The following is a 21,359-nucleotide window of genomic DNA, read 5'->3' as shown; positions in this document are numbered from 1 at the left end:
TAATTGAGTATTGGCAAGTAAGACAACGGACAACCGACAATAAAAAAAAGCTTCATTGCCCTTTCTTTAATTGTCAATTGTCCATTGCCTATTGTCCATTATTTACTGAAGTCTCTCGGTGCCGGAACTCCCGGAAGCGGCTTGCGGTTCTGGAGTTCCTTCATGACCTCCTGGATGGCACGGTCGAGCTGCTGGTCTTCACCGTTCCATTCCTTGACGGGATCATTATCGATCAGGATATCGGGATCGACACCGTGATTTTCGATAATCCAGCTGCCGGTCTTCGGGTCATAGCTCGTGAAGAAAGGAACGCGAATGTCCGTCCCGTCCATATAAGGCAAGGAACCGCTGATGCCGACGATACCGCCCCACGTACGCGTCCCGATCAGTTTACCCAATCCCAGCGCACGGAAGCCCCACGGGAAGAGGTCGCCGTCGGAAGCTGAATATTTATTGATCAAGCATACTTTCGGACCTACCTGCACGGCATCAGGAACAGTTCCGATACGGGCCGAACCGCGACGCATCGTCAGCCGGTACGGTTCGCGAGAAAGACGTTCGAGGATCATCGGCGAAACATTACCGCCGCCATTAGCGCGGTCGTCGATAATCAGACCTTCCTTGTCGAGCTGCGGATAGAAATAGCGGGAAAATTCGTTCAGCCCTTCCGGTCCCATGTCCGGGATATAGATATAGCCGATCTTGCCGTTCGATGCTTTGTCGACTTTCTTGATGTTATCCTGTACCCAGTTATAGTGATACAACGAATATTCTTCTTCCAGCGGACTGATCACGATCTTGCGTGCTCCCGCCAACTGCGGTTTGCTGTTCAGCGAAATCTCCGTCGGGACATCTGCCTTGCCGACCAGCAATGAATACATGTCCTTCACACTGTTTGTCGGTACACCGTCGATCGCCACGATAAACTCGCCCGCCTTCGCTTTGATGCCCGGCTCCGTCAACGGAGAGCGCAGCGACTTGCTCCAGGAAGCACCCGGCAGTATCTTTTCCAGACGGAAGAAACCGCTCTTATCACGGGATATTTCAGCGCCTAACAGCCCTGTTTTAATACGATCGGGACGTTCAACTTCACCCGGATTCACATACGCATGACCGCAATTCAGCTCGCCGATCATCTCGCCGATGATGTAGTTCAAGTCCAGACGTGTCTTGGCATACGGGACGAGCACCTGATATTTCGCCTTGATCGCATTCCAATCCACCCCATGCATATTCTCCAGATAGAAACCATCACGGTAAGCCCGCCATGCTTCATCGAAAATCTGTGCCCATTCCTGCGGATAATCGACCTTGATCTTCATGTTCGACAGGTTCACCGGATTGCTCAGGTCTGCTTTGCCCGAAGGAATATCCGTCACATAAAGAGCATTTCCCTTGAAGAAGAGCGCTTTCTTGCTGCCGGATCCGACACCCATAGAAGCACCGTCGGCCACCACGTCTTCTTTCTGTTTTTTCAGGTCGAATACTTTCGTACCACCACGTCCCCAGTAGTAAACCTTGTTTCCGTCCGAATAGAAATTTCCGTAATAGGAAGGGCTCACCGGCAACTTGACGATACGGTCCGTAATCCCGTCGAAATCGATCTTGACAATAGAAGCAGCAGGCTCGTTTTTCTTTGCCTCATCTTTCTTTGCCGGTGTATCTTTCTTTGATTCCTCTTTGGCCACGGCTACTTCCGCATCCTTCTCCATGAAAGGAGAAGGAGTGTCTTTTGACAACAACGCCAGGTAAACCCCGTACATATTATTATAGACATGGTTCCATTCCAACGATCCATAGGTCGGATTGAAATCGCGGGCAGATGCAAAGACCAGATATTTACCGTCCTCGCTGAATACCGGTGAAGAGGAATTGTACCACTTGTCCGTCACCGCGTATTCTTTCTTATCAGCCAGATTATAGACATAGACGATGCTATATTCATTGTCGCCCGTGCGAGTATAAGTCAGCCATTTGCTATCCGGCGAGAAAGTCACGCCCCGCGGTTCGCCCATCGGGTCCTGCAACAAGGTCGTCACTTGCTTTGTCGCGACATCCAGTAGGTTCACACGGTTCTTGCGATCCGTATAAACAATCATCTTGGAATCCGGACTCAGTTCGAAACTGCGGATATAGGTATCATTGTTTTTTGTCAGCCGGACAGGTTCACCGCCGGTCGCATCCTGCATATAGAGTTCCGTCTCTCCGGTCGCATCCGAAATATAGACGATAAACTTGCCGTCGGGCGACCATTGCGCATCGCGGTCATGTGCTCCAGGCGAACGGGTGATGTTCTTTGTCACGCCCTTTTCTACCGGCAGGTTGAACACCTCTCCGCGGGCAGTCACCACCAAGCGTTCACCGTCTGGCGAGAGGCTGGCCTCGGTAATATAGCCCGCTCCGTCCTTGATTTCGCTACGGGCATAGATATTGTCGGAAGTCAGGGTAATGTTCACCTTTTCCGGTTTCTTGCTACCGGCGTCCATCTTATAGATATAGCCGCCGTTCTCAAAGACGATCGTATTGCCGTTTGCACTTGGAAACTTCACGTCGTATTCGGTAAAGTCCGTGACTTTGTCCGTCTGTTTGGTCTTCGTATTATAAACAAAGAGATTCATTGTCCGGTCACGATCGGAGAGGAAGAAGATTTCGTCGCCGATCCACATCGGGATAATGTCCTGGGCGGGATTATCCGTAATGTTCTCGACTGTCTTCTTGTCGGGATTGTAGATCCAGACATCATCCGCCATTCCGCCTCTGTAGTATTTCCAAGTACGGAACTCACGCATGACACGGTTATAAGCCAACTGTTTGCCATCGGGAGAATAGCTGCAGAACCCGCCTTCGGGAAGAGGTATGACTTCTGACAAGCCACCTTCTTTATCCACCGTGAACAGTTTCCCGCTGAAACCGTCGCCGATACGGTTGCGATACACAATCCGGCTACCGTCAGGCGTCCAGTTCATCACGATGTTATTCGGCCCCATACGGTCACCCAGGTCATCCCGGCTATTTGTTGCCGTATAGGTCACACGCAAGGGTTCCCCTCCCGACACCGGTATGGTGTACACTTCGGTGTTACCATCGTATTGCCCGGTAAATGCAATCGTTTTACCGTCCGGTGAAAAACGGGGAAACATTTCGTATCCCACATGCGAAGTCAGACGACTGGCTTCGCCACCCGTAGCCGAAACCTTGTAGAGGTCACCCGCATACGAGAAAACAATCTCTTTGCCATTCGTTGCCGGGAAACGCAAAAGACGCGCCTCATCCGCCGCCATCAACAGTGAAGGGGCACCGGCCAGAACCAATAAAGAAAAGATAAGTTTCTTCTTCATACCTATTATCGTTTAGTCTACCGACAAAGGTAAAAAAAAGTAAAGTTCAAAGCATATTCCTGAGCGGAGAATCTCACATATCCAACAAAAACCCTATTAGATGGTTATTATAAAGAAACGTGGGAATTAACGACATACACTCGATCAAGGACCTCGAAAACCTATAACTAGTTGTATGCGATAATTACCCACGTTTTTTATCTTGACGGTGCGAGTGTATAAACACCCACCTTGCATGACAAGAAAAAACGCGAACAAAATTCACATACTATCCACCAGTTATTCAGAAATTTCGAGGTTTCAATCAAGAGATAATATATAAACTTCCATGTTCATCACCAAAGTTGTACCAGCAATAACGCCTTATCAAACTTACAGTACACGACAAAGATAAACAGAAGATTCAAGAAACGAATATTCCATGCTGAAGAAAATTTTGTTTCACACAGGTGAAAATTTATTTTCTCCGGCATGAAAATTTATTTTCACCTCATTCGTTCCTCCCACATATTGAGCCCGCAAAGAGAGAAATAAACTATCAAACGGTCACAATTAAGTTTATTTCAGTCTTTTTCTATAATAATACCGTATCTTTATGCCCACAAAAACGCGAAGTATGAAATCATTATTTATCCTGACTTCAGCACTACTACTTACGACTAACGTGCTGGCCGAAAACGATCCGCTATGGATGCGCTATCCGGCTATTTCTCCAAACGGCGAAACGATTGCCTTTACTTACAAAGGCGATATCTACACCGTTCCGGCAAACGGTGGTAAAGCCACCCAGTTAACAACCCACCCGGCTCACGACACGCGCCCCATCTGGTCTCCGGACGGCAGCAAGATCGCGTTTGCTTCTGACCGGAACGGAAATTTCGACATTTTCGTGATGGACAAAGAAGGAGGAAACCCGAAACAGTTGACCACTCACTCCGCGAACGAATATCCGGAAACGTTCAGCGATGCAAAACATATCCTTTATTCGGCTGCAATCCAACAGGACACGAAAGACAGCCAGTTCCCTTCCGGACAATCCCCTCAAATCTATGAGGTCAGCCTCGACGGAGGCCGTCCGGCGCTCTATTCTTCCTTAGCAATGGAAAGCCTGACATTGAATAAGCAGGGCGACAAACTCTTATACCAGGACAAGAAAGGATATGAAGACCCCTGGCGCAAACATCATCAGTCATCCATCACGCGTGACATCTGGTTGTGCACACTCGGATCGGAACGCACCTTCCAGAAAATCACCTCCTTCAAGGGAGAAGACCGTAATCCTGTCTGGGCACCGGATGGCTCTTCTTTCTACTATCTGAGTGAGGAAAAAGGAAGTTTCAATATATTCAAGAACGACCTGACCGGCAAAAACGACCGGCAGATAACAAACCATACCACACATCCGGTTCGCTTTCTGACTTCCGACAACAACGGTAAACTCTGTTACGGATATAACGGCGAGATATATACGGTCAAAGAAGGCGCAAAGCCCCAGAAAGTGGATGTACGGATCATTTCGGACAAGGTGGAAAACGACCTGATACACCAGCTCAAGACAAGTGGAGCCACCGATATCGCAGTTTCTCCTAATGGAAAGGAAATCGCCTTTATCGTACGTGGCGATGTGTATGTGACTTCGGTCGATTACGAAACGACCAAACAGATCACCAACACGCCACAACAGGAACGTGATCTTGATTTCAGTCCTGACGGACGTTCACTGGTCTACTCCGCCGAACGGGGCGAAACATGGGGTGTTTATCAGAGCAGTCTGGTACGCAAAGACGACAAATACTTCACATACGCACAAGAATTGAAAGAAGAACCGTTAGTGGTCACCTCGCAGACATCTTTTCAACCGATGTATTCGCCGGATGGGAAGGAAGTCGCATTCTTGGAAAACCGTACGACTTTGCGCGTAATCAACTTGAAGAGCAAACAGGTTCGTACCGTCCTGGATGGTAAATACAACTATTCTTATTCGGACGGTGACCAATATTATCAATGGTCGCCCGACAGCAAATGGTTTCTCGCCAAGTACATAGCAGTCGGCGGATGGAACAATACGGACATCGTTTTGGTGAAAGCGGATGGTAGCGGCGAAATGACTAACCTGACTGAAAGCGGCTATTCCGACAACAACGCCAAATGGGTGCTGGATGGGAAGGCAATGATCTGGTCGTCCGACCGTGCCGGTTACCGCAGCCATGGCAGCTGGGGAGCGGAAAGTGATATTTACATCATGTTCTTCGACAGCGAAGCATACGACAAATTCCGCCTTTCCAAAGAAGAGCAGGCTTTGCTGGACGAAGGGAAAGAGGACAAAGACAAGGAGGACAAAGACAAGGACGGCAAGAAAGATAAGAATAAAGACAGCGACAAGAAGAAGGACGAAAAAACCGACAAAACGGTCGAACCGCTTAAATTCGACCTGGCGAACCGTAAAGACCGTGTCATGCGTCTGACCGTCAACTCGTCATTCTTAGGTGACGCCGTCCTGACTTCGAAAGGCGACAAGCTGTACTATTGCGCCGCATTCGAAAGCGGCTACGACCTGTGGGAGCACAACTTCAAGGAGAACACCACCAAGCTGTTGATCAAAGGCGTCGGTGGCGGAACGATGTTTCCCGACAAGAAAGGCGAAAACATTTTCCTCGTTTCGAGAGGCCAATTGAAAAAGATTGAGATCAAGGACAGCAAAACGAAACCGATCGCATTCAAAGCCGAATTTTCGTATCGTCCGGCAAAAGAACGCGAATACATCTTCCATCACACATGGCGCCAGGTATTGGACAAGTTCTACGATCCGAAAATACACGGCATCGACTGGGCCGGATATGAAAAGGCATACGAAAAATTCCTTCCGCATATCAACAACAACTACGATTTCGCAGAAATGCTCTCTGAAATGTTGGGCGAACTGAACGGTTCACATACCGGTGCACGCTATCGTTCCGCATCTTCTGCTCCGGCAACCGCCAGTTTGGGCGCATTCTATGACAACAGTTACTCAGGCGACGGCTTGAAGCTTGAAGAGATCATCGCCAAAGGACCGCTGACTAAAGCCGGCACCAAGATCCAACCGGGCTGCATCATCGAAAAGATAGACGGCACGAGTATCAAGAATGGTGAAGATTATTATCCGTTATTAAGTGGCAAAGCCGGCAAGAAAGTGTTGCTGTCTGTTTACAACCCGGCAACCAAAGAACGTTTCGAGGAACAAGTCAAGCCGATCACCTACGGCGCACAGTCCGATTTACTCTACAAGCGTTGGGTGGAACAGAAGCGCCAGATGGTCGACAAGCTGTCGAACGGAAAAATCGGATATGTGCATGTCAAAGGCATGAACAGCGAAAGTTTCCGTGAAACCTATTCCGAACTGTTGGGCCGTTGCCGAGAGAAGGATGCCGTGATTGTCGATACACGCCATAACGGTGGCGGCTGGCTTCATGAGGACCTGGCAATCCTGTTGAGCGGAGAACTGTATGCCAAATTCACTCCACGCGGGCAATTCATCGGCAACGATCCGTTCAACAGATGGCTGAAACCATCATGTGTGCTGATGTGCGAAGATAACTATTCGAACGCCCACGGTTTCCCCTGGACGTACAAGACGCTGAAAATCGGCAAACTGATCGGTGCTCCCGTACCGGGAACGATGACAGCCGTATGGTGGGAATCCCAGATCGACCCGTCGATCGTCTTCGGCATTCCGCAGGTCGGCATGCAGGATTTGCAGGGCCGCTACCTCGAAAACCAACAGCTCGAACCAGACATCGAAGTCTACAACTCTCCCGAATCACAGTTAAAAGGTGAAGACCACCAGTTGGAAGAGGCTGTAAAAGAAATGTTGAAAGAGGTTAGTAAAAAATAATATATGTAGATATCCAAAGGAGGTATGTCAAACCTATCCGGAAAAAATAGGAAAACCTATTTCCGGATAGGTTTTCTTTTTAGGTCAAAAAAATCAAACTCGCTCCTCTATGTATAGGGATTTATTTATACTATATTTTATTTTATAAGATTTTTAAAAAGCGACTTAGTTCTAAAAGAACTCCGCACTAAATCCGTTGGCAAATATATTAATAATTTATCACATATTATTATTTTATATCAATAAAAAATGTTTCACTCATCCTTCTATCCTATCTAAAGATGAAACAAAACAATTCTCATTAGACTCAATTACCGAATTTACCCTTTGATACATATACATGTTATACACTTCTGCGATTTTATAAATTTTCATATTGAACGCGAATGCCAATATTTTTCGTTTGGTAATATTTACTAAAAATATCAAGAATAACAGAGAGATTTTTATCCAATGTTTTCTCATAAAAAGTGGCTTATAAAATTATTAACACAAATTTATTATACTATAAATCAATACATTATAGTTCCACAAGCGACTTAGTTCTTTTAGAACTAAGATCAAAAACAGAAACACACGTCAAATCTAATCGCAACTCCACTAATACGAGTATTATCAATAAATTTATCAATTATGTTAAAACAGTTCAAACCTGTCAGCTTAATTCTTATCGCAGGAGCTATGCCACTTTCCACAAGTGTGTATGCAGACTCTGCGTCAGAAAAAAGAGAAATGACGATCACCCAGCAAACTGGGAAAGTAAGTGGAGTTGTAGAAGATGATTTCGGCCCGGTGGCAGGAGCATCAGTAGTGATCAAAGGAACCACAAACGGCAGTATTACCGACGTAGATGGAAACTTCAGCCTGGAAGGTGTAAAAGATGGAGACATAATCCAAATTTCTTTTATCGGATATGTCACTCAAGAAATCACTTACAAAGGTCAATCCACGCTAACCATAAAATTTGTCGAAGACACTCAGAAATTAGATGAAGTTGTCGTAACGGCATTAGGAATCAAAAAAGATGCAAAAAAATTAGGCTATGCCGTTAGTAACGTTTCTTCTGAAGAATTGACCCGGACCGGTGGCTCAAATATCGCGACCGGACTCTATGGTAAAGCGACAGGCGTACGTATCCAGGCTGCCCCCGGCGGGGGAACTTCTGCCGTATCTATTTCCGTTCGTGGTCTATCTTCTATTACAGGTAACACTCAACCTCTGATTATCATGGATGGTGTTCCTCTTCATAATAGCAATACCAACAACGATGGCTACTGGGGTAATCAGCGCATCAACTCCAACGGTATGGTCGACATCAATCCTGAAGATATTGAGAACATCTCCATTTTGAAAGGGGCTGCCGCATCTGCTTTATATGGATCGGAAGCTGCCAACGGCGTTGTGATGATTACGACCAAAAAGGCCAAAGCCGGTTCCGGCACACAGATTGACTTCAGTGCAAACGTAAGTTTCGACAAAGTTGCTTATATGCCTGAAATACAAAAAGAATACGGCCCAGGATACGATAACTCACAATTAGGGAACAGCAACCAAGATGCATTAACCGGTTTCCGACAACTACGCGTAGATCGTAACGGCAACGCGATTGTCACGCCTAACCGCGAAACCTACTATTCGTGGGGAGCCAAATATGATCCCAGCAAGATGGTCACTTATTTTGACGGCACACAGCGTGCTTTCACACCGATCGACCACAATCAATGGGCAGACATTTTCCGTACCGGCGTTAACCAGACATACAACTTATCGTTGACCAACAGTTCGGAACGTAACAACATACGTTTCTCTTACACTTACAACGATGTGAAAGCGATGCAGTACAACTCTGATAACCACAAGCATAATTTCAACTTGAATGGTACATTCAATGTAACCAACACCATCAAATTGAACTATACGACCACCTATCAGAACCAATCCATCAAGAACCGCCCGTATCGTATCAGCCGTTTGACTAACAACTTCAGCGGTATGTTCGGAGGTTTCACCGATGTCGCTTACATACGCGACCATACAGTAACAAGCCTCGGTTATCAAAACAGTATTTCTTCTTACAACGGAGGGACAAGCGACACATTGACACCGGACGAACAATTCCTTTACACTCCAATGGGTTCCACGTCTTTAATGAGTGAATATTTCTGGAACGTCATGGGTAAAGAACAATTAGAAGAACACCAACGCTTCATCGGTTCCATCAACCCGACCTGGGAAATCATCCCCGGATTGACATTGAACGGGCGAGTGGCTGCGGACTTGACCATTGATAAGATCGAAAACAAAAACCGCACGGAAAATGCACACGTTTTCTCTACCAACGGTCAATATAGCGATTCTTACGGACTAAATAACAGTCGTTACCAGATTATTTACAGCGACATAATGTTGATGTTCGACAGGACATTCAACGACCTGCATAACGTAACAGCCAATCTGGGTTGGACAGCTCGCGAAGAATCTTTTTACAAATCAGATGTCAGTACCAGTCAAGGGCTGACACAGGAAAACTGGTTTCACCTGAATGCATCGGTCGGCACGAAAAATGCAAGCATGACCAGACAAAATCTACTTAAAACAGGAGCTTTTCTGACTGCAAGCTACGGTTACAACGGATGGGGATTTCTGGAAGGTTCTATCCGCCAGGAAAAAACTTCTACTTTGAAAAAAGGCAACAACTCTTTCTGGTATCCTTCTGCCAGTACCAGCATACTCGTCACGGAATTGTTTAAAGACCATACGCCGACTTGGTGGAATTACGGGAAAGTTCGCGCATCTTACGGTATCGTAGGTAATGCTCCTGATATCTATCGTGCCATCCTTGCATTCAAACAGGAATCATTGCTGAGAACGTCAACCTACAGCTACAACTATATTGCTTCAAGTATCGGTAATGAAAGTATCAAACCGGAGACCAAGTATGAATTTGAAATCGGTCTGGAAAACAAATTCTTCGGCAACCGGTTGGGTATGGAATTCAACTTTTACAGCAATACGACCAAAGATCAGATTCTTCAAACCACCAGTGCCGCCTCAATGGGTGCACAAAGCATGTTGATGAACGTAGGCGAATTGAGTAACAAGGGAATTGAATTTAGCGTATACGGCACTCCCATCGAAAACAAGAATTGGAAATGGGATCTGCGTGCCAATGTAGCTTGGAACAAAAACACAGTGAACAAGCTGGCCGACGGTTTGGATGTATTGAGCCATTCCGATATTGACGGTGGTGCCGCCTCCCTTGAATCACATGTAGGCGAATCTATGGGTGACTGGTATGCGTACACTTGGAAAACAGATGATAACGGGAACTACATTGTAGGCAGCAACGGGTTGTATATAACCGATACCTCCGAACGCCATAAAGTAGGAAACGCCATGCCTAAAGTAACCGGAGGTTTCGGCTCAAGCCTAAATTATAAGAACTTCACTTTTGATGTTTCATTCGACTTCCGTTTCGGAGGAGACGTTCTGAACACTCCCTGGCAATACATGATGAGTGCGGGTAATATCACAGATGCCGTAGGTGTCCGCGATCATTCTACAGGCGGTTTATTCTACTACAGCACCTCGGAAACTATGGATGATAAAAGCGCCATCCATGTTGTCAATGCAAATGAAGTAGGCAATTACAAACGTGGTGAAACTATGATAAACGGTCATTATGTGTGGGACAACGGCTTGATTCTTCCAGGAGTAAAAGAAGACGGTACTCCGAATGACATTATTGTCACTCAGATGGAAGCAAATACGGGTCAGTATGGTTGGGGTACAGGTGCCAGCATGAGCTATCAGGATGCCATCCAGAAGAACAGCTACATTAAATGTCGTGAAATCAGCTTAGGCTATACTTTACCGAAAGATTTGACTAAAAAGTTTGCCTGCAATAACCTGATGGTTTCAGCTTTTGTACGTAATCCGTTCTATGTATATCGCACATTAAAACTGTTCGACTCTGAAGCGACAGACGGTACTAACTGGATTTATCAGGCACAATTGGGCGGTTCAACGGCCAGTGCCCGTACATTCGGATTTTCTGTTCGTGCAAGTTTCTAATTTACATTTTATTAAATCAGACTAAAAAGTAGAATTTATGAAAAAGATATTTTCATTGTTAGCTGGAGGAATCGCATTGATATCATTAGCCTCTTCATGCTCCGATTCTGCGTATGAAGAAAAGTATGCAGATCCTTCCCAAACGACAACAGTTGGTATTCCACAGGTATTTACCGGTTTGATGTTCAAAGGGAATACATGGATGAACCCGATTTATTATCGCCACTGGGTGCAGTCTACCACATCCGGTCTCTTTTCCGGTATTATCGGTACTACCAACACACGTGCCCGCTATATGGGATCCGGCGAAGGCCGCTACAACGACCGTTGGAAGGAGTTCTACGATATGTTAACGCAGTTACGATTATTGGAATACACCTATGAAAACCTTTCTGAAGCAGAAAAACCTTCAAACATCGTATTCTATTATCTGGGCCGTACACTTGTCGAAGCACAATTGCATGAGATGTTGTCTTTATTCGGAGATGTCCCTTACCACGGTGCCGGTACGCTTTGGAGAGACGGGGATTATAACGCTGCCAAAGAAAAGTGTGTTTACGACGACGACACGGATCTTTACAAACAAACTCTTGCCAATCTGAAAGAAGTGGCTGATTATTTTGCAAGTGGAGATGTAAATACCATCGGCCTTACATCATTAAGCCGTCAAGATTATACAATTGCGGCCGGCGATAAAACCATGTGGCAGAAATACGTCAACTCGTTACGATTACGCATCGCCCTTCATTTGTCGACATCCGGCGATTGCATGGCTGAAGCTCACGCTGCCATTGCCGAAATATTGAATAACCCAAGCCAATATCCGCTAATTGACAACAATACGGAAAACATGGGTGTGACAGCCAATACCCAAAAGGATGAATTCAATTTTGGCAAATCACTCTCTCAGGCTCTTCGTTCAAGTGGTATGGCGGCCTGTTCACAAACGATCCTGAACGCAATGAACTTGCCGGAAAACGGTATACCCGACAATAATACAGATCCACGTCTGGAAGCCATGTATGACTGTAACCCCGATGGCCAATACATTGCCTACGATGTCATGATGACTGAAGCAGAAATCACGACTTTGAAAGACACAAAACAGAAAGAATATGTAGAAAGAGGCATGACACAAGCCAACTATTTCTGCGAAATCGATTCTATCGCCGCCGCAGGTTGGGAGACATACCAAGGAAATGAAAACATATTCGGCCTTTGGTTAAACGCAGCCGAGGTAAGTTTCAGCAAAGCAGAAGCCTATTTGATGGGATATGGCGTGGCGACCGATATCGACAAAGCGAAAGCGAATTTCATAGAAGGTGTAAAACTGTCTGCCGAATACTATTGGGATATGAAGGAAACAAGCTCTCTCCATAAAGAAGGCAACGATAGTTACAGAGGATTCCGTCCACTGACCAGGCCTTCCAATGATGCTATTGCGGTTTATGCCGAAAGCATTTGGAAACCAACACAAGAGGCTATCTGCACGCAGCTATGGTTAAACTTCGGTTTTATGAACAAGCTAGAAGCATGGAACGTCGTACGTCGTACCGGTTATCCTGTGGTTGAATTTGCAACAGACAACCAAGTAACAAGTTTCCCGACTCCTCCTAACCGTTTACCCTATCCCAACGACGAGCTGACTTACAATAGCGAAAACTGCCAGGCAGCTATTGCCAAGAACTACGAAGAGCCAAGCGGTTACTATACTAACCTCTTTTGGGCAAAGAAAACTTATTACAAAATAGTTAAATAATTAAACCATAAAAAAGGAACCATATCGGACTCTAACTTGAATCGCAATATGGTTCCTTTTCGTTTCGCACTTACAACCATAACTTTCCTAAGGTGTCTTTTGATGCCTCATTTTTTATTTCTCTCTCTTTTTACAACGAACAGAAGAACGACACAAAGAACGGAACCGTGAAATCTACAATAATCCCATGAAAAATTGAAATAAAAACAAGGTCTTTCCCCGAATAGCGGGTGATGATCGGCAAAGTCGTATCCATCGTCGTAGCCCCTCCGGCACAAATAGGGGACAACCTGCCAAAATACCGGACAAAAAGAGGCGTAGCGAGAAGGGCCATAATCTCGCGCATGATATTTGCCATTAAAGCGATCGTTCCTAATTCGGTGGCGAGCCGGATACCCCAAGAGGGTTCCTTCAGCTGAGTAATCAGAATAGACGAAAGAGAATAATAGGCAAAACCGCTTCCTACCGCCAGACAGTCAAAAACACTCCACTGCGTAAGCAACAAACTGGCCAATGCCGAAAAGACCAATGTCCCGGCAATCGTGGCAAAAGGGATCAAAAGCAATTTCGGACGGATACTGCCGAGAATTTCCTTTAGTTTCTTATCACTACCGATACTGAGTCCGACCTGAAACATGAGCAGGTATAAGACATATACCGTAATGTCGTTTTCAAGAATGACATCAGGCAACCAGCCGCCCCATCCTAACAGGCAGCCGAGTGCAAAGAATCCTACGACAATCAAACTTCCTTTCACCTGCGGCTCCTTTCTTTAAAGAACAGATGATAGACTCCCCAGCCGGCAAGCACGCTTCCCCCCGTACTTGCTACGGCAAGCAGGAAAGCCTGGCCTCCCAACGTGGCAAGGTTATCGACAATGTCTTTATTCGTACCGACAGATATTCCCAAGAGGAAAAGAAGCAAAAAGATCGTGTAAGAAATTGGTTTGCCGATCTTTTGCAAAAGTTCGATCTTGCGTAAAAGATACCCCATGGCAATACCCGCAAACATAATACCAATGACTGTGAACATATAATAAAAACGAATTATCGAGATTACACGGCTTTAACTGTTTTAGTGAATACAACAGGGATCACCATGCCTTCCGCATTTGCATTTCCGGTCAGCTTATTCTTGTCTTCCTGTTTAAAAGTCAGAGAGACATAGGTCCCGTCCACATAAAAATTACATTTATAGGAATTATTCTCCCTTTTGATTTCTTTTACAGTCATTTCAGCATTGCCGATCGTGAAAACGGCGGACAGGTTCTCACCGGTTTTCCTGATCTGGCAAGTTCCTTCCTGATAGCCGTAAGGAGCATTGGGAGCCGAAAAGTTCCACATTCCGACAACCATGCCGGGAGTAAGATCCTGTGCATTAAGCGACAAACACATCATCATACAAAGAAATGCCACAAATACTTTTCCCTTATTCGTCTTCATAATAAAATAGGATTAAATTAGACTTAGTGCTTCAAAGATAAGCATTATCAAATATAAAAGAAGCAGGATGTACACGTATATTGTTCTTTTTCATTATATTTGTAAAGTCAAAAATAATAATTTATTCATTTGGAAAATAAAACACAAATAATATAACATGAAGAAAACAATCCTATTCCTTCAAGCAGCAGTACTCGGCCTTTTGGTTGCCTGCAGCCAGCCTTCCGGCGAGGAACAACTACGCGATGAGATCCAGTATGTGAACCCGTTTATCGGAACGGGGTTTCACGGGCATACCTTTCCCGGTGCCACCCGTCCGTTTGCTCTTGTACAGGTCAGTCCCGATACGCACATCATGGGTTGGGATGCCAGTAGCGGATATCATTATGATGATAACCAGATATATGCCTTCAGCCATACACATTTGTCAGGTACGGGTATCGGTGACTTGGGAGATGTGGCGATCCTGCCTTTTTCAGGTGGCGATTCGATCAAGCCGGTAGCGACCTTCAAGAAGGAAACAGAGAAGGCAACCCCGGGCTATTATGCGGTGCGTCTCGACAATTTCGGAATTAACGTGGAACTGACCAGTACGGACCGTGTCGGATTCCACAAATACACATACGACAATCCGAAAGACCGCCGTGTCCTCCTCGATCTCGGCCATGTGCTGCAACCGAACTGGGGACATAAGTTAGTAGGGAACGAGTATCTTTTTGTAAACGATTCGACGGTAGAAGGGACTGTCAAGACGCAAGGATGGGCACATTTTCATGCTGTTTCTTACCGGATCACCTTCTCGGAACCGATCGAAACATTATACCAATATATAGACGGAAATTTACGGAAAGATTCGCTGTTTCTGCGTCTCAACACGACGGGAGACCTGAAATTCCATTACAAATTTGCGGAGAGTGACAAACCGCTGTATGTAAAAGTAGCAATCTCTCCTGTCGATACGGATGGTGCGGAAAGGAACATGTTGGCCGAGCTACCGGGCTGGGATTTCGATATTACACGAGCTGAATCCGCGCATATTTGGAACGAGGTTTTAAACGATATCCAGATTGAAAGCTCCGATCCGAAAGTGATGGTGAATTTCTATACGGCTCTCTACCACACAATGATCGCACCTTATGCTTATCAGGATGCAGACGGACGCTATTTAGGAATGGACAAGAAGGTGCATCGGGCAGAACCGGGCTATGTGAACTATTCTGTTTTCTCACTCTGGGATACTTTCCGCGCTTTGCATCCGCTGATGACGATTATCCAACCGGAACGGGCTGCCAACTGGGGGAAAGTGCTCGTGCAAGGGTATAAAGAAGGGGGAATCCTGCCGAAATGGCCGTTAGCATCCAGCTATACAGGTTGCATGGTCGGTTATCCGGCAGTTTCCGTGCTGGCAGATTTAGCGACTAAAGATCTGGCCGAAGGCGACTTGAACGTTTGGGCCGAAGCGGGTGCCCGTTCTTCTGTCTACCGGGACGATCTGGCAGAGAAGTTCAAAGGGACACGTGAGCTGGATTTGATCACCCGTCATCCTTATTATAAAGAGAAATACGGCTTTGTTCCGGCAGACTCGGTGCCCGAATCCGTATCCTGGGGATTGGAGATGGCCTACTATGACTGGTGTATCTCCCAAATTGCAGCCAAAGCAGGCAATACGGAACTGGCGAAAGAATATGCGGCAAAAGCAGAATACTACAAGCGCTATTTAGACCCGGAAACGAAGATGATGCGCGGGGTGATGGGAGACGGTTCTTTCCGGACGCCGTTCAACCCTCGTTACTCTTCCCACATGAAGAGCGATTATACCGAAGGGAATGCTTTTCAGTGGAGTTTTTTTGCACCGCATGATATGGACAACTTCATCGCCACGATCGGTGGTAAAAAGGAGTTGGAAACACGTCTGGACACTTTGTTCACTACTTCTTCCCAAGTTGATGGTGAAGAAGCCTCCGGTGATATCACAGGCCTGATCGGCCAATATGCACACGGTAACGAGCCGAGCCACCATATGGCTTATCTCTATAACTGGACGGATGCCCCTTGGAAAGGGCAGGAGCGGCTGGACCAGATCATGCAGAATTTCTATACCAACGAACCGGACGGCATCATCGGAAATGAAGACTGCGGACAGATGTCTGCCTGGTATGTAATGAGTGCGTTAGGTTTCTATCAGGTCGCTCCGGGTATTCCGGTCTATACATTGGGCCGTCCAATGATTGACAAAGCGCTTATTCATGTAAAAGGCGGTATATTCGAAATCCTGGCAAAGAATAACAGCGCAACCAACAAATACATCAAAGAGGTTAAACTGAACGGTAAAGTCCTCGACACCCCGTTCATCAGCCACAACGACATCATAAAAGGCGGCAAACTGGAATTTATCATGACCGATCAACCGATAAAATAAATTCAAATTGCCCCGTAAATTCATATAAAGAAACATTAAAACAAAGGGTAGGTCAGTATACTGGTCTGCCCTTTGTTTTATATTTGTCTCTAAACGACTAAATTTTAAAAGTTATGCTACTTACAACAACCAAACACGATTGAAGGAAAAGAAATTACCCAATACATCGGAATCGTATCCGGCGAAACGTTCATCGAAGCAAATGCATTAAACAGGCCATCGGAGCTCTTTACAAACAAAAGATAATAAATATCGAAACTGAAGGAATCCGATTAATCAATAAAGGGGGCAGTCTGAAAACCCTGTGGAATTGATGAGCTCAGGGTTACTTATTGCTAGATGGCACGGGATTTAGAGAACGATGAAATTCAGCGGTGCAAAGAACAAAATATAGAGTATGTCCCGTTTCGATATGCCAATGGTGATACCCGTAAGCAGCTGTTGGCAAGGGCCAAACATGTTCTTGTCAAGCATTATAGTAAATGGACTGAATCCCAAAGAATACGTGCGGAAATCATATTCGAACATTATCCGGAACTGAAATCAGTTTACGACTTGGCTATAGAATTGACCTATATATATAATAAGCACTATGACAAGGATGTGGCACGTGGAAAGCTTGCCTTGTGGTACAATAAAATAGAAAAGCTGGGATACGGATGTTTCAGAACCGTAACAAATACCATGCAGAACTATTATGAAACAATACTAAACTATTTCGTTAACAGGGAAACGAATGCATTTGCTGAATCATTCAATGCAAAAATTAAAGCTTTCAGAGCACAGTTCAGGGGAGTCGGAGATATACCATTCTTTATGTTTAGATTATGCAAGCCAACAGTGTAAATTTAACATACCCACAGGGTTTTCGGACTGATCCGGTTTCGGACTGATCCGTTTTTATATGCAGGCTGTACGAAAACGAAACGTAATCACCCGAGCAGATCGTAGTATAACGATACGAAAAAAGCCGACTCAAAACTGAATCGGCTTTCATCATCGAGTGTTGTTTTTGCCTGCACTCTCATTCTAAAACGGAAGTCTGGTCTACATTGCGATAGGCTGTATCCGAAATAGAAACAGGAATCACGCGTAATTGTACCGAGTCTTTCTCTACCGGGACATTCTCACAAGACGATTGGCGTCCATTATGACATGACATAAGGCACAAAAACAATAATATAATTGTGATATATTTCATAAAGCATTTTATTTGTTCGTTTATTACAAAATAAAAATCAATTCCCTTTTATCCTTCAAGGCATTCCTCCACATGGGACCGGAGTACAATTACAAGAAGGACATACATATTGGTCAACACAAACCCATGCAACGCTTGATGTAAAAGAGCTATCTGGATATGTATACATACATGGCACTTGATCTCGAACTTTTCCCGGTTCTACCGGTTGACCTGGATATATTGTTGTATCAAAATCACCAGTTACCGCAGCCAAAACCTGGACTGCCAAATTATCTGCCCAACCATAATCATCCAGCGCATACTGGAGATTTATTCCCATACCGAGGAGTAACATCAATGCTCCTATTAACAACACAGCTTTTTTCTTTAATTGTACCATCTTTCTAGTTTTTAATTTGTTCATACTTCAATCGCTATTTTCACGACCTTCTATATCTTTTTCTCTGGAATCACCCTTGTAGAAATTATGCAAATAATACTTCACGGTGTCCGTGTCCTTCCATTATTTACTGTAATGATGGGTATAGTAAAATAAAGGCTATAGAAAAGAATTGATAAAAACAACAGGAATTTTGAAAACACACGACACTTTTTTTTCTAGCCAACCAGTGATTTGATATGAAACTAACAACAAAATACCCGACAGGGACAAATAAAGGTAACGATCAGCAACTATTCCCAAACGAGGCATTGCAACAATATGTAACGACAGCAACAAATGAATATAATTCTTTACGTTGCTCTTCTGAAAGTATAAAATTTCCATGACGTACTATTTTATTAAATCTAACTTATAAGATTATGTTCTATTTTTCAAATATCGATACAAAGAGCTTTTACTTACACTTGTAGCCTGTTCTATTTCAGAAATTAAGTAATCCTTACTATCATACATCTTTAATGCAAGTTCTATTTTTTGTTGGGTCGTTTGGGGCGTCCGCCTTTTCTTCCTCTTGCTCTTGCGCTTGATAGGCCTTCCATTGTTCTTTGGCGGATTATATCACGGTCAAATTGACTTATTCCGGCAAATATTGTAAACAATAGTTTCCTTTGCGGTGTTGTTGTGTCAAGCCATGGCTCTTTAAGAGATTTTATATCTGCATGTTTGGAGTGAATTATTTCAACTATCCCAAACAAGTCTTTTACAGAGCGTCCTAATCGAGTCAATTCCGTTATTACCACAGTGTCACCAGTTCTAAGCATATCTATCATTCGATCCAGCTCAGGTCTTTCCTTTTTTGAGCCTGTAATTTTTTCCATAAATATACGCTCACAATCATATTCGGACAATTGATCTAATTGCCTATCCAAATTTTGGTCATTTGTACTAACACGTGCATATCCTATTTTCATAAATGTGTATATAAATCCCAAAATCGTAGTTTCTCACGAATAAAGGGAATTTGTTTTAAACAATAGTTTTGGGAATAAAGATATGCTATTTTAGGATAATCTCAAAACAAAAATAAGATATTTTCTTTAACCTTCGTTTTTGGAAATTATCGCAAATGTAAAAAATGCGATATAGATATTTACTTATGTTAAATAGTAGCATTTGTAGTAAATGTTGGTGATACCCTAGGTAGAACGACACCTTTACATTTGCCTGATTCATAACCAATTCCTTTGTTTGCAAAATTATTATATGCAGAGCAAATGAACGGCATGAAAAATATAGCGGAACGTAGAATAAGATCCCTCTGCTTGCAAACAAAGCTTGTATTTTTTTCTGATACAGAAAAATATGACTAAGTTTGCGTCAGCAGACATGGGAAAAACAGCGCTCTTTGCGGTGGTAAACGGGATAATCAATGAAAGACGAAAGCTGTTTTTCAAGCCTCTTTTCCAATCCCGAAAAGGCGACGGATAAGTAGCGATTTGTCCTCCTACCTCTACCTAAAACCTGCTAAAAGCTCTCTGCGGAAGAATGTGGTACAAAACGACATATCCCTTTTTGCAATCAGCATTTTACATTATTTTCTCCAAAGTTATCCGTATGTGAGCGAGTTTTGTATATTTGCAGGACGAAGTTACGAAAAGAGTGTATTTTATTGGAAATGAGCGTATGTTAATCGCTCATGATAGTAATAGGTTACGATTTGGTTAGTTATCTGCTGCATTATTCTTCTGCGCGTTGCGTAACCTTCAAAGAACTCTTCGTATGCAAAAGTAACAATAAAACGGGAGATTTTGATATGAATCTCCCTGATTTTTTTCTATCTCATACAAGTTTTTTCGTAAAAGCGGTTTTATTCGTCGGCACACCATCGCCCAAAAGGATTTTGAACGAACGTGTGCCGACTACTGCATAAGCGGAGAAAAGGGCTTTGCCTCACGCCTAAGCAACAGTTTAGACTGATGAGGCAAGACCCATTTCTTTTGTGCTTATGCCAGAGAGGTGCTTTTACGGCTTTTCAGATGATTTTTCTTTTTCGCTGTTCTTTTGAGCCGGAAGCGGAAAGCCGTGTATGACCGCTTGTCCATAAATGGAACAAGCCGTCACCCACAGCAGGCAAACCGGGAAGAATGATTTTATCTGCCCGCCCCGACACGTCTGGCCAGACAGATAAAACCATACTTCCTTGCAGATGGTTTGCCCGGTTTCACGCTACCGGCTATGTTCTTTTTTTGTTGGGGGCTTCCAGTTTTCACGGATTTCTCTTTTGAAGTTTTCTGTCTAATCTGCCTCTACTTCCGTTTACCTCCATTTTCGCGCCTTTCAGTGGGTCGCATCAGGCAGTCATTTCCGTTCTGGGCGCAAAGGTAACTCCGGGATTTGACGGGAAAGCAAGGTCAAGCCTCCTGTTTTCGGGAAAAATCTCCAGCCCTGCGGGTAGTATTTTCCCCGAAAAACCTTGCATTCCCTAATCCCTACCTTTTTAAGCACCCGAAACGAAAACGACCGATGCGACAGAAAGACGCATTAAAAAAAATGTCGGATAAACGAGAGGCAGATAAGATAGTTTGAAACTCAACTCCCTCAGCTCTTGAATCCGCATTAAAAACAAAAAATCAAAAACAGCAAAGATATGACAGCAACGGCAGACTTCAGACAAGTGGCGCAATACATAGGGCTTGCGATATGCGCCCTAATCATGCGCACCGCCCTTTGGGTGTTCGGCATCCTTTGGGGTATCGTCAGAGAGATAGTAAACGGAATGTTCCGAGTGGCGATAGGCATAATCGTGGCAATCTTTTCCACTATCGCCTTCTTCGGCTTCATCCTTTGGTTATTCACCCTTTAATCTT

The 21,359-nt window shown here is 44.5% G+C and carries 14 protein-coding genes and 1 pseudogene; 8 read left to right on the top strand and 7 right to left on the bottom strand.

The features are described 5' to 3' along the window. Positions 1 to 98: 98 nt before the first annotated feature. Entirely contained in the window at positions 99 to 3,338 is a 3,240-nt protein-coding gene (locus BQ9893_RS09265; protein ID WP_075965767.1) for a S41 family peptidase, read from the bottom strand. Between the two features lie 616 nt (positions 3,339 to 3,954). Here BQ9893_RS09265 and BQ9893_RS09260 point away from each other — a divergent pair. From BQ9893_RS09260 to BQ9893_RS09245, 3 genes are all read left to right on the top strand, one after another. Beyond that, positions 3,955 to 7,212 carry a S41 family peptidase gene (locus tag BQ9893_RS09260; RefSeq protein WP_075965766.1) on the top strand — a complete coding sequence of 1,086 codons (3,258 nt, stop codon included), beginning with the start codon at positions 3,955 to 3,957 and terminating at the stop codon, positions 7,210 to 7,212. 633 nt (positions 7,213 to 7,845) lie between these two features. Then, positions 7,846 to 11,286, top strand: a complete 3,441-nt coding sequence (locus tag BQ9893_RS09250) for a SusC/RagA family TonB-linked outer membrane protein (RefSeq protein WP_075965764.1) — start codon at positions 7,846 to 7,848, stop codon at positions 11,284 to 11,286. A 37-nt stretch (positions 11,287 to 11,323) separates the two neighbouring features. Continuing rightward, a complete protein-coding gene (locus BQ9893_RS09245) occupies positions 11,324 to 13,045 on the top strand; it encodes a SusD/RagB family nutrient-binding outer membrane lipoprotein (RefSeq protein WP_075965763.1) in 1,722 nt (573 codons plus the stop codon). Between the two features lie 130 nt (positions 13,046 to 13,175). On the opposite strand, the gene BQ9893_RS09240 is transcribed toward BQ9893_RS09245, so the two are convergent. Genes BQ9893_RS09240 through BQ9893_RS09230 form a run of 3 tightly spaced genes read right to left on the bottom strand, consistent with a single transcriptional unit; the run spans position 13,176 to position 14,487 of the window. Continuing rightward, positions 13,176 to 13,802: a LysO family transporter gene (locus BQ9893_RS09240; RefSeq protein WP_075965762.1), complete on the bottom strand. Its 627-nt coding sequence runs from the start codon at positions 13,800 to 13,802 to the stop codon at positions 13,176 to 13,178. Next, positions 13,799 to 14,077 carry a LysO family transporter gene (locus BQ9893_RS09235; RefSeq protein ID WP_075965761.1) on the bottom strand — a complete coding sequence of 93 codons (279 nt, stop codon included), beginning with the start codon at positions 14,075 to 14,077 and terminating at the stop codon, positions 13,799 to 13,801. Before BQ9893_RS09235 ends, BQ9893_RS09240 begins: the two co-directional genes overlap by 4 nt. Before the next feature lie 23 nt (positions 14,078 to 14,100). After that, complete coding sequence (locus BQ9893_RS09230; RefSeq protein ID WP_075965760.1) at positions 14,101 to 14,487, bottom strand: hypothetical protein; 387 nt, start codon at positions 14,485 to 14,487, stop codon at positions 14,101 to 14,103. Between the two features lie 157 nt (positions 14,488 to 14,644). Between BQ9893_RS09230 and BQ9893_RS09225 the strand changes: the two genes are divergently transcribed. The 4 genes and pseudogenes from BQ9893_RS09225 to BQ9893_RS09220 all read left to right on the top strand — a co-directional run bounded on the left by BQ9893_RS09225 (position 14,645) and on the right by BQ9893_RS09220 (position 17,752). Continuing rightward, a complete protein-coding gene (locus tag BQ9893_RS09225) occupies positions 14,645 to 16,906 on the top strand; it encodes a GH92 family glycosyl hydrolase (RefSeq protein WP_075965759.1) in 2,262 nt (753 codons plus the stop codon). Positions 16,907 to 17,019: 113 nt separating this feature from the next. Continuing rightward, a pseudogene (locus tag BQ9893_RS22520) lies at positions 17,020 to 17,110 on the top strand (heavy metal-binding domain-containing protein); the annotation flags it as partial. After that, positions 17,068 to 17,220 (top strand): hypothetical protein, encoded by a 153-nt coding sequence (locus tag BQ9893_RS21710; protein WP_167369868.1) that lies wholly within the window; start codon positions 17,068 to 17,070, stop codon positions 17,218 to 17,220. The pseudogene BQ9893_RS22520 and the gene BQ9893_RS21710, both read left to right, overlap by 43 nt. 25 nt (positions 17,221 to 17,245) lie before the next feature. Continuing rightward, positions 17,246 to 17,752 carry a transposase gene (locus BQ9893_RS09220; protein WP_394333234.1) on the top strand — a complete coding sequence of 169 codons (507 nt, stop codon included), beginning with the start codon at positions 17,246 to 17,248 and terminating at the stop codon, positions 17,750 to 17,752. A 410-nt stretch (positions 17,753 to 18,162) separates the two neighbouring features. Here the strand turns inward: BQ9893_RS09220 and BQ9893_RS09215 are convergent, their stop codons facing one another. The 3 genes from BQ9893_RS09215 to BQ9893_RS09210 all read right to left on the bottom strand — a co-directional run bounded on the left by BQ9893_RS09215 (position 18,163) and on the right by BQ9893_RS09210 (position 19,463). Then, complete coding sequence (locus tag BQ9893_RS09215; RefSeq protein ID WP_075965758.1) at positions 18,163 to 18,513, bottom strand: hypothetical protein; 351 nt, start codon at positions 18,511 to 18,513, stop codon at positions 18,163 to 18,165. A 396-nt stretch (positions 18,514 to 18,909) separates the two neighbouring features. Next, positions 18,910 to 19,023: a helix-turn-helix domain-containing protein gene (locus BQ9893_RS22105; RefSeq protein ID WP_237976649.1), complete on the bottom strand. Its 114-nt coding sequence runs from the start codon at positions 19,021 to 19,023 to the stop codon at positions 18,910 to 18,912. After that, positions 19,020 to 19,463 carry a recombinase family protein gene (locus BQ9893_RS09210; protein ID WP_227226050.1) on the bottom strand — a complete coding sequence of 148 codons (444 nt, stop codon included), beginning with the start codon at positions 19,461 to 19,463 and terminating at the stop codon, positions 19,020 to 19,022. Before BQ9893_RS09210 ends, BQ9893_RS22105 begins: the two co-directional genes overlap by 4 nt. Before the next feature lie 1,676 nt (positions 19,464 to 21,139). On the opposite strand from BQ9893_RS09210, the gene BQ9893_RS09190 reads away from it, so the two are divergent. Continuing rightward, entirely contained in the window at positions 21,140 to 21,355 is a 216-nt protein-coding gene (locus BQ9893_RS09190) for a hypothetical protein (RefSeq protein ID WP_075965757.1), read from the top strand. Positions 21,356 to 21,359: the final 4 nt, after the last annotated feature.

It is taken from the genome of Parabacteroides massiliensis (genome assembly GCF_900155425.1).
In the GTDB taxonomy this organism is placed as follows: Bacteria; Bacteroidota; Bacteroidia; order Bacteroidales; family Tannerellaceae; genus Parabacteroides; species Parabacteroides massiliensis.
The sequence above is the reverse complement of the archived record's forward strand: the minus strand, read 5'-3'. Positions and strand labels throughout refer to the sequence as shown.

Coding starts and splice junctions, on each gene's coding strand:
- BQ9893_RS09225 (WP_075965759.1), top strand. CDS start 14,645: ATGAAGAAAACAATCCTATTCCTTCAAGCAGCAGTACTCGGCCTTTTG.
- BQ9893_RS09245 (WP_075965763.1), top strand. CDS start 11,324: ATGAAAAAGATATTTTCATTGTTAGCTGGAGGAATCGCATTGATATCA.
- BQ9893_RS09220 (WP_394333234.1), top strand. CDS start 17,246: ATGGCACGGGATTTAGAGAACGATGAAATTCAGCGGTGCAAAGAACAA.
- BQ9893_RS09260 (WP_075965766.1), top strand. CDS start 3,955: ATGAAATCATTATTTATCCTGACTTCAGCACTACTACTTACGACTAAC.
- BQ9893_RS09265 (WP_075965767.1), bottom strand. CDS start 3,338: ATGAAGAAGAAACTTATCTTTTCTTTATTGGTTCTGGCCGGTGCCCCT.
- BQ9893_RS09250 (WP_075965764.1), top strand. CDS start 7,846: ATGTTAAAACAGTTCAAACCTGTCAGCTTAATTCTTATCGCAGGAGCT.
- BQ9893_RS09190 (WP_075965757.1), top strand. CDS start 21,140: ATGACAGCAACGGCAGACTTCAGACAAGTGGCGCAATACATAGGGCTT.
- BQ9893_RS09215 (WP_075965758.1), bottom strand. CDS start 18,513: ATGAACAAATTAAAAACTAGAAAGATGGTACAATTAAAGAAAAAAGCT.
- BQ9893_RS09235 (WP_075965761.1), bottom strand. CDS start 14,077: ATGTTCACAGTCATTGGTATTATGTTTGCGGGTATTGCCATGGGGTAT.
- BQ9893_RS09230 (WP_075965760.1), bottom strand. CDS start 14,487: ATGAAGACGAATAAGGGAAAAGTATTTGTGGCATTTCTTTGTATGATG.
- BQ9893_RS09210 (WP_227226050.1), bottom strand. CDS start 19,463: ATGAAAATAGGATATGCACGTGTTAGTACAAATGACCAAAATTTGGAT.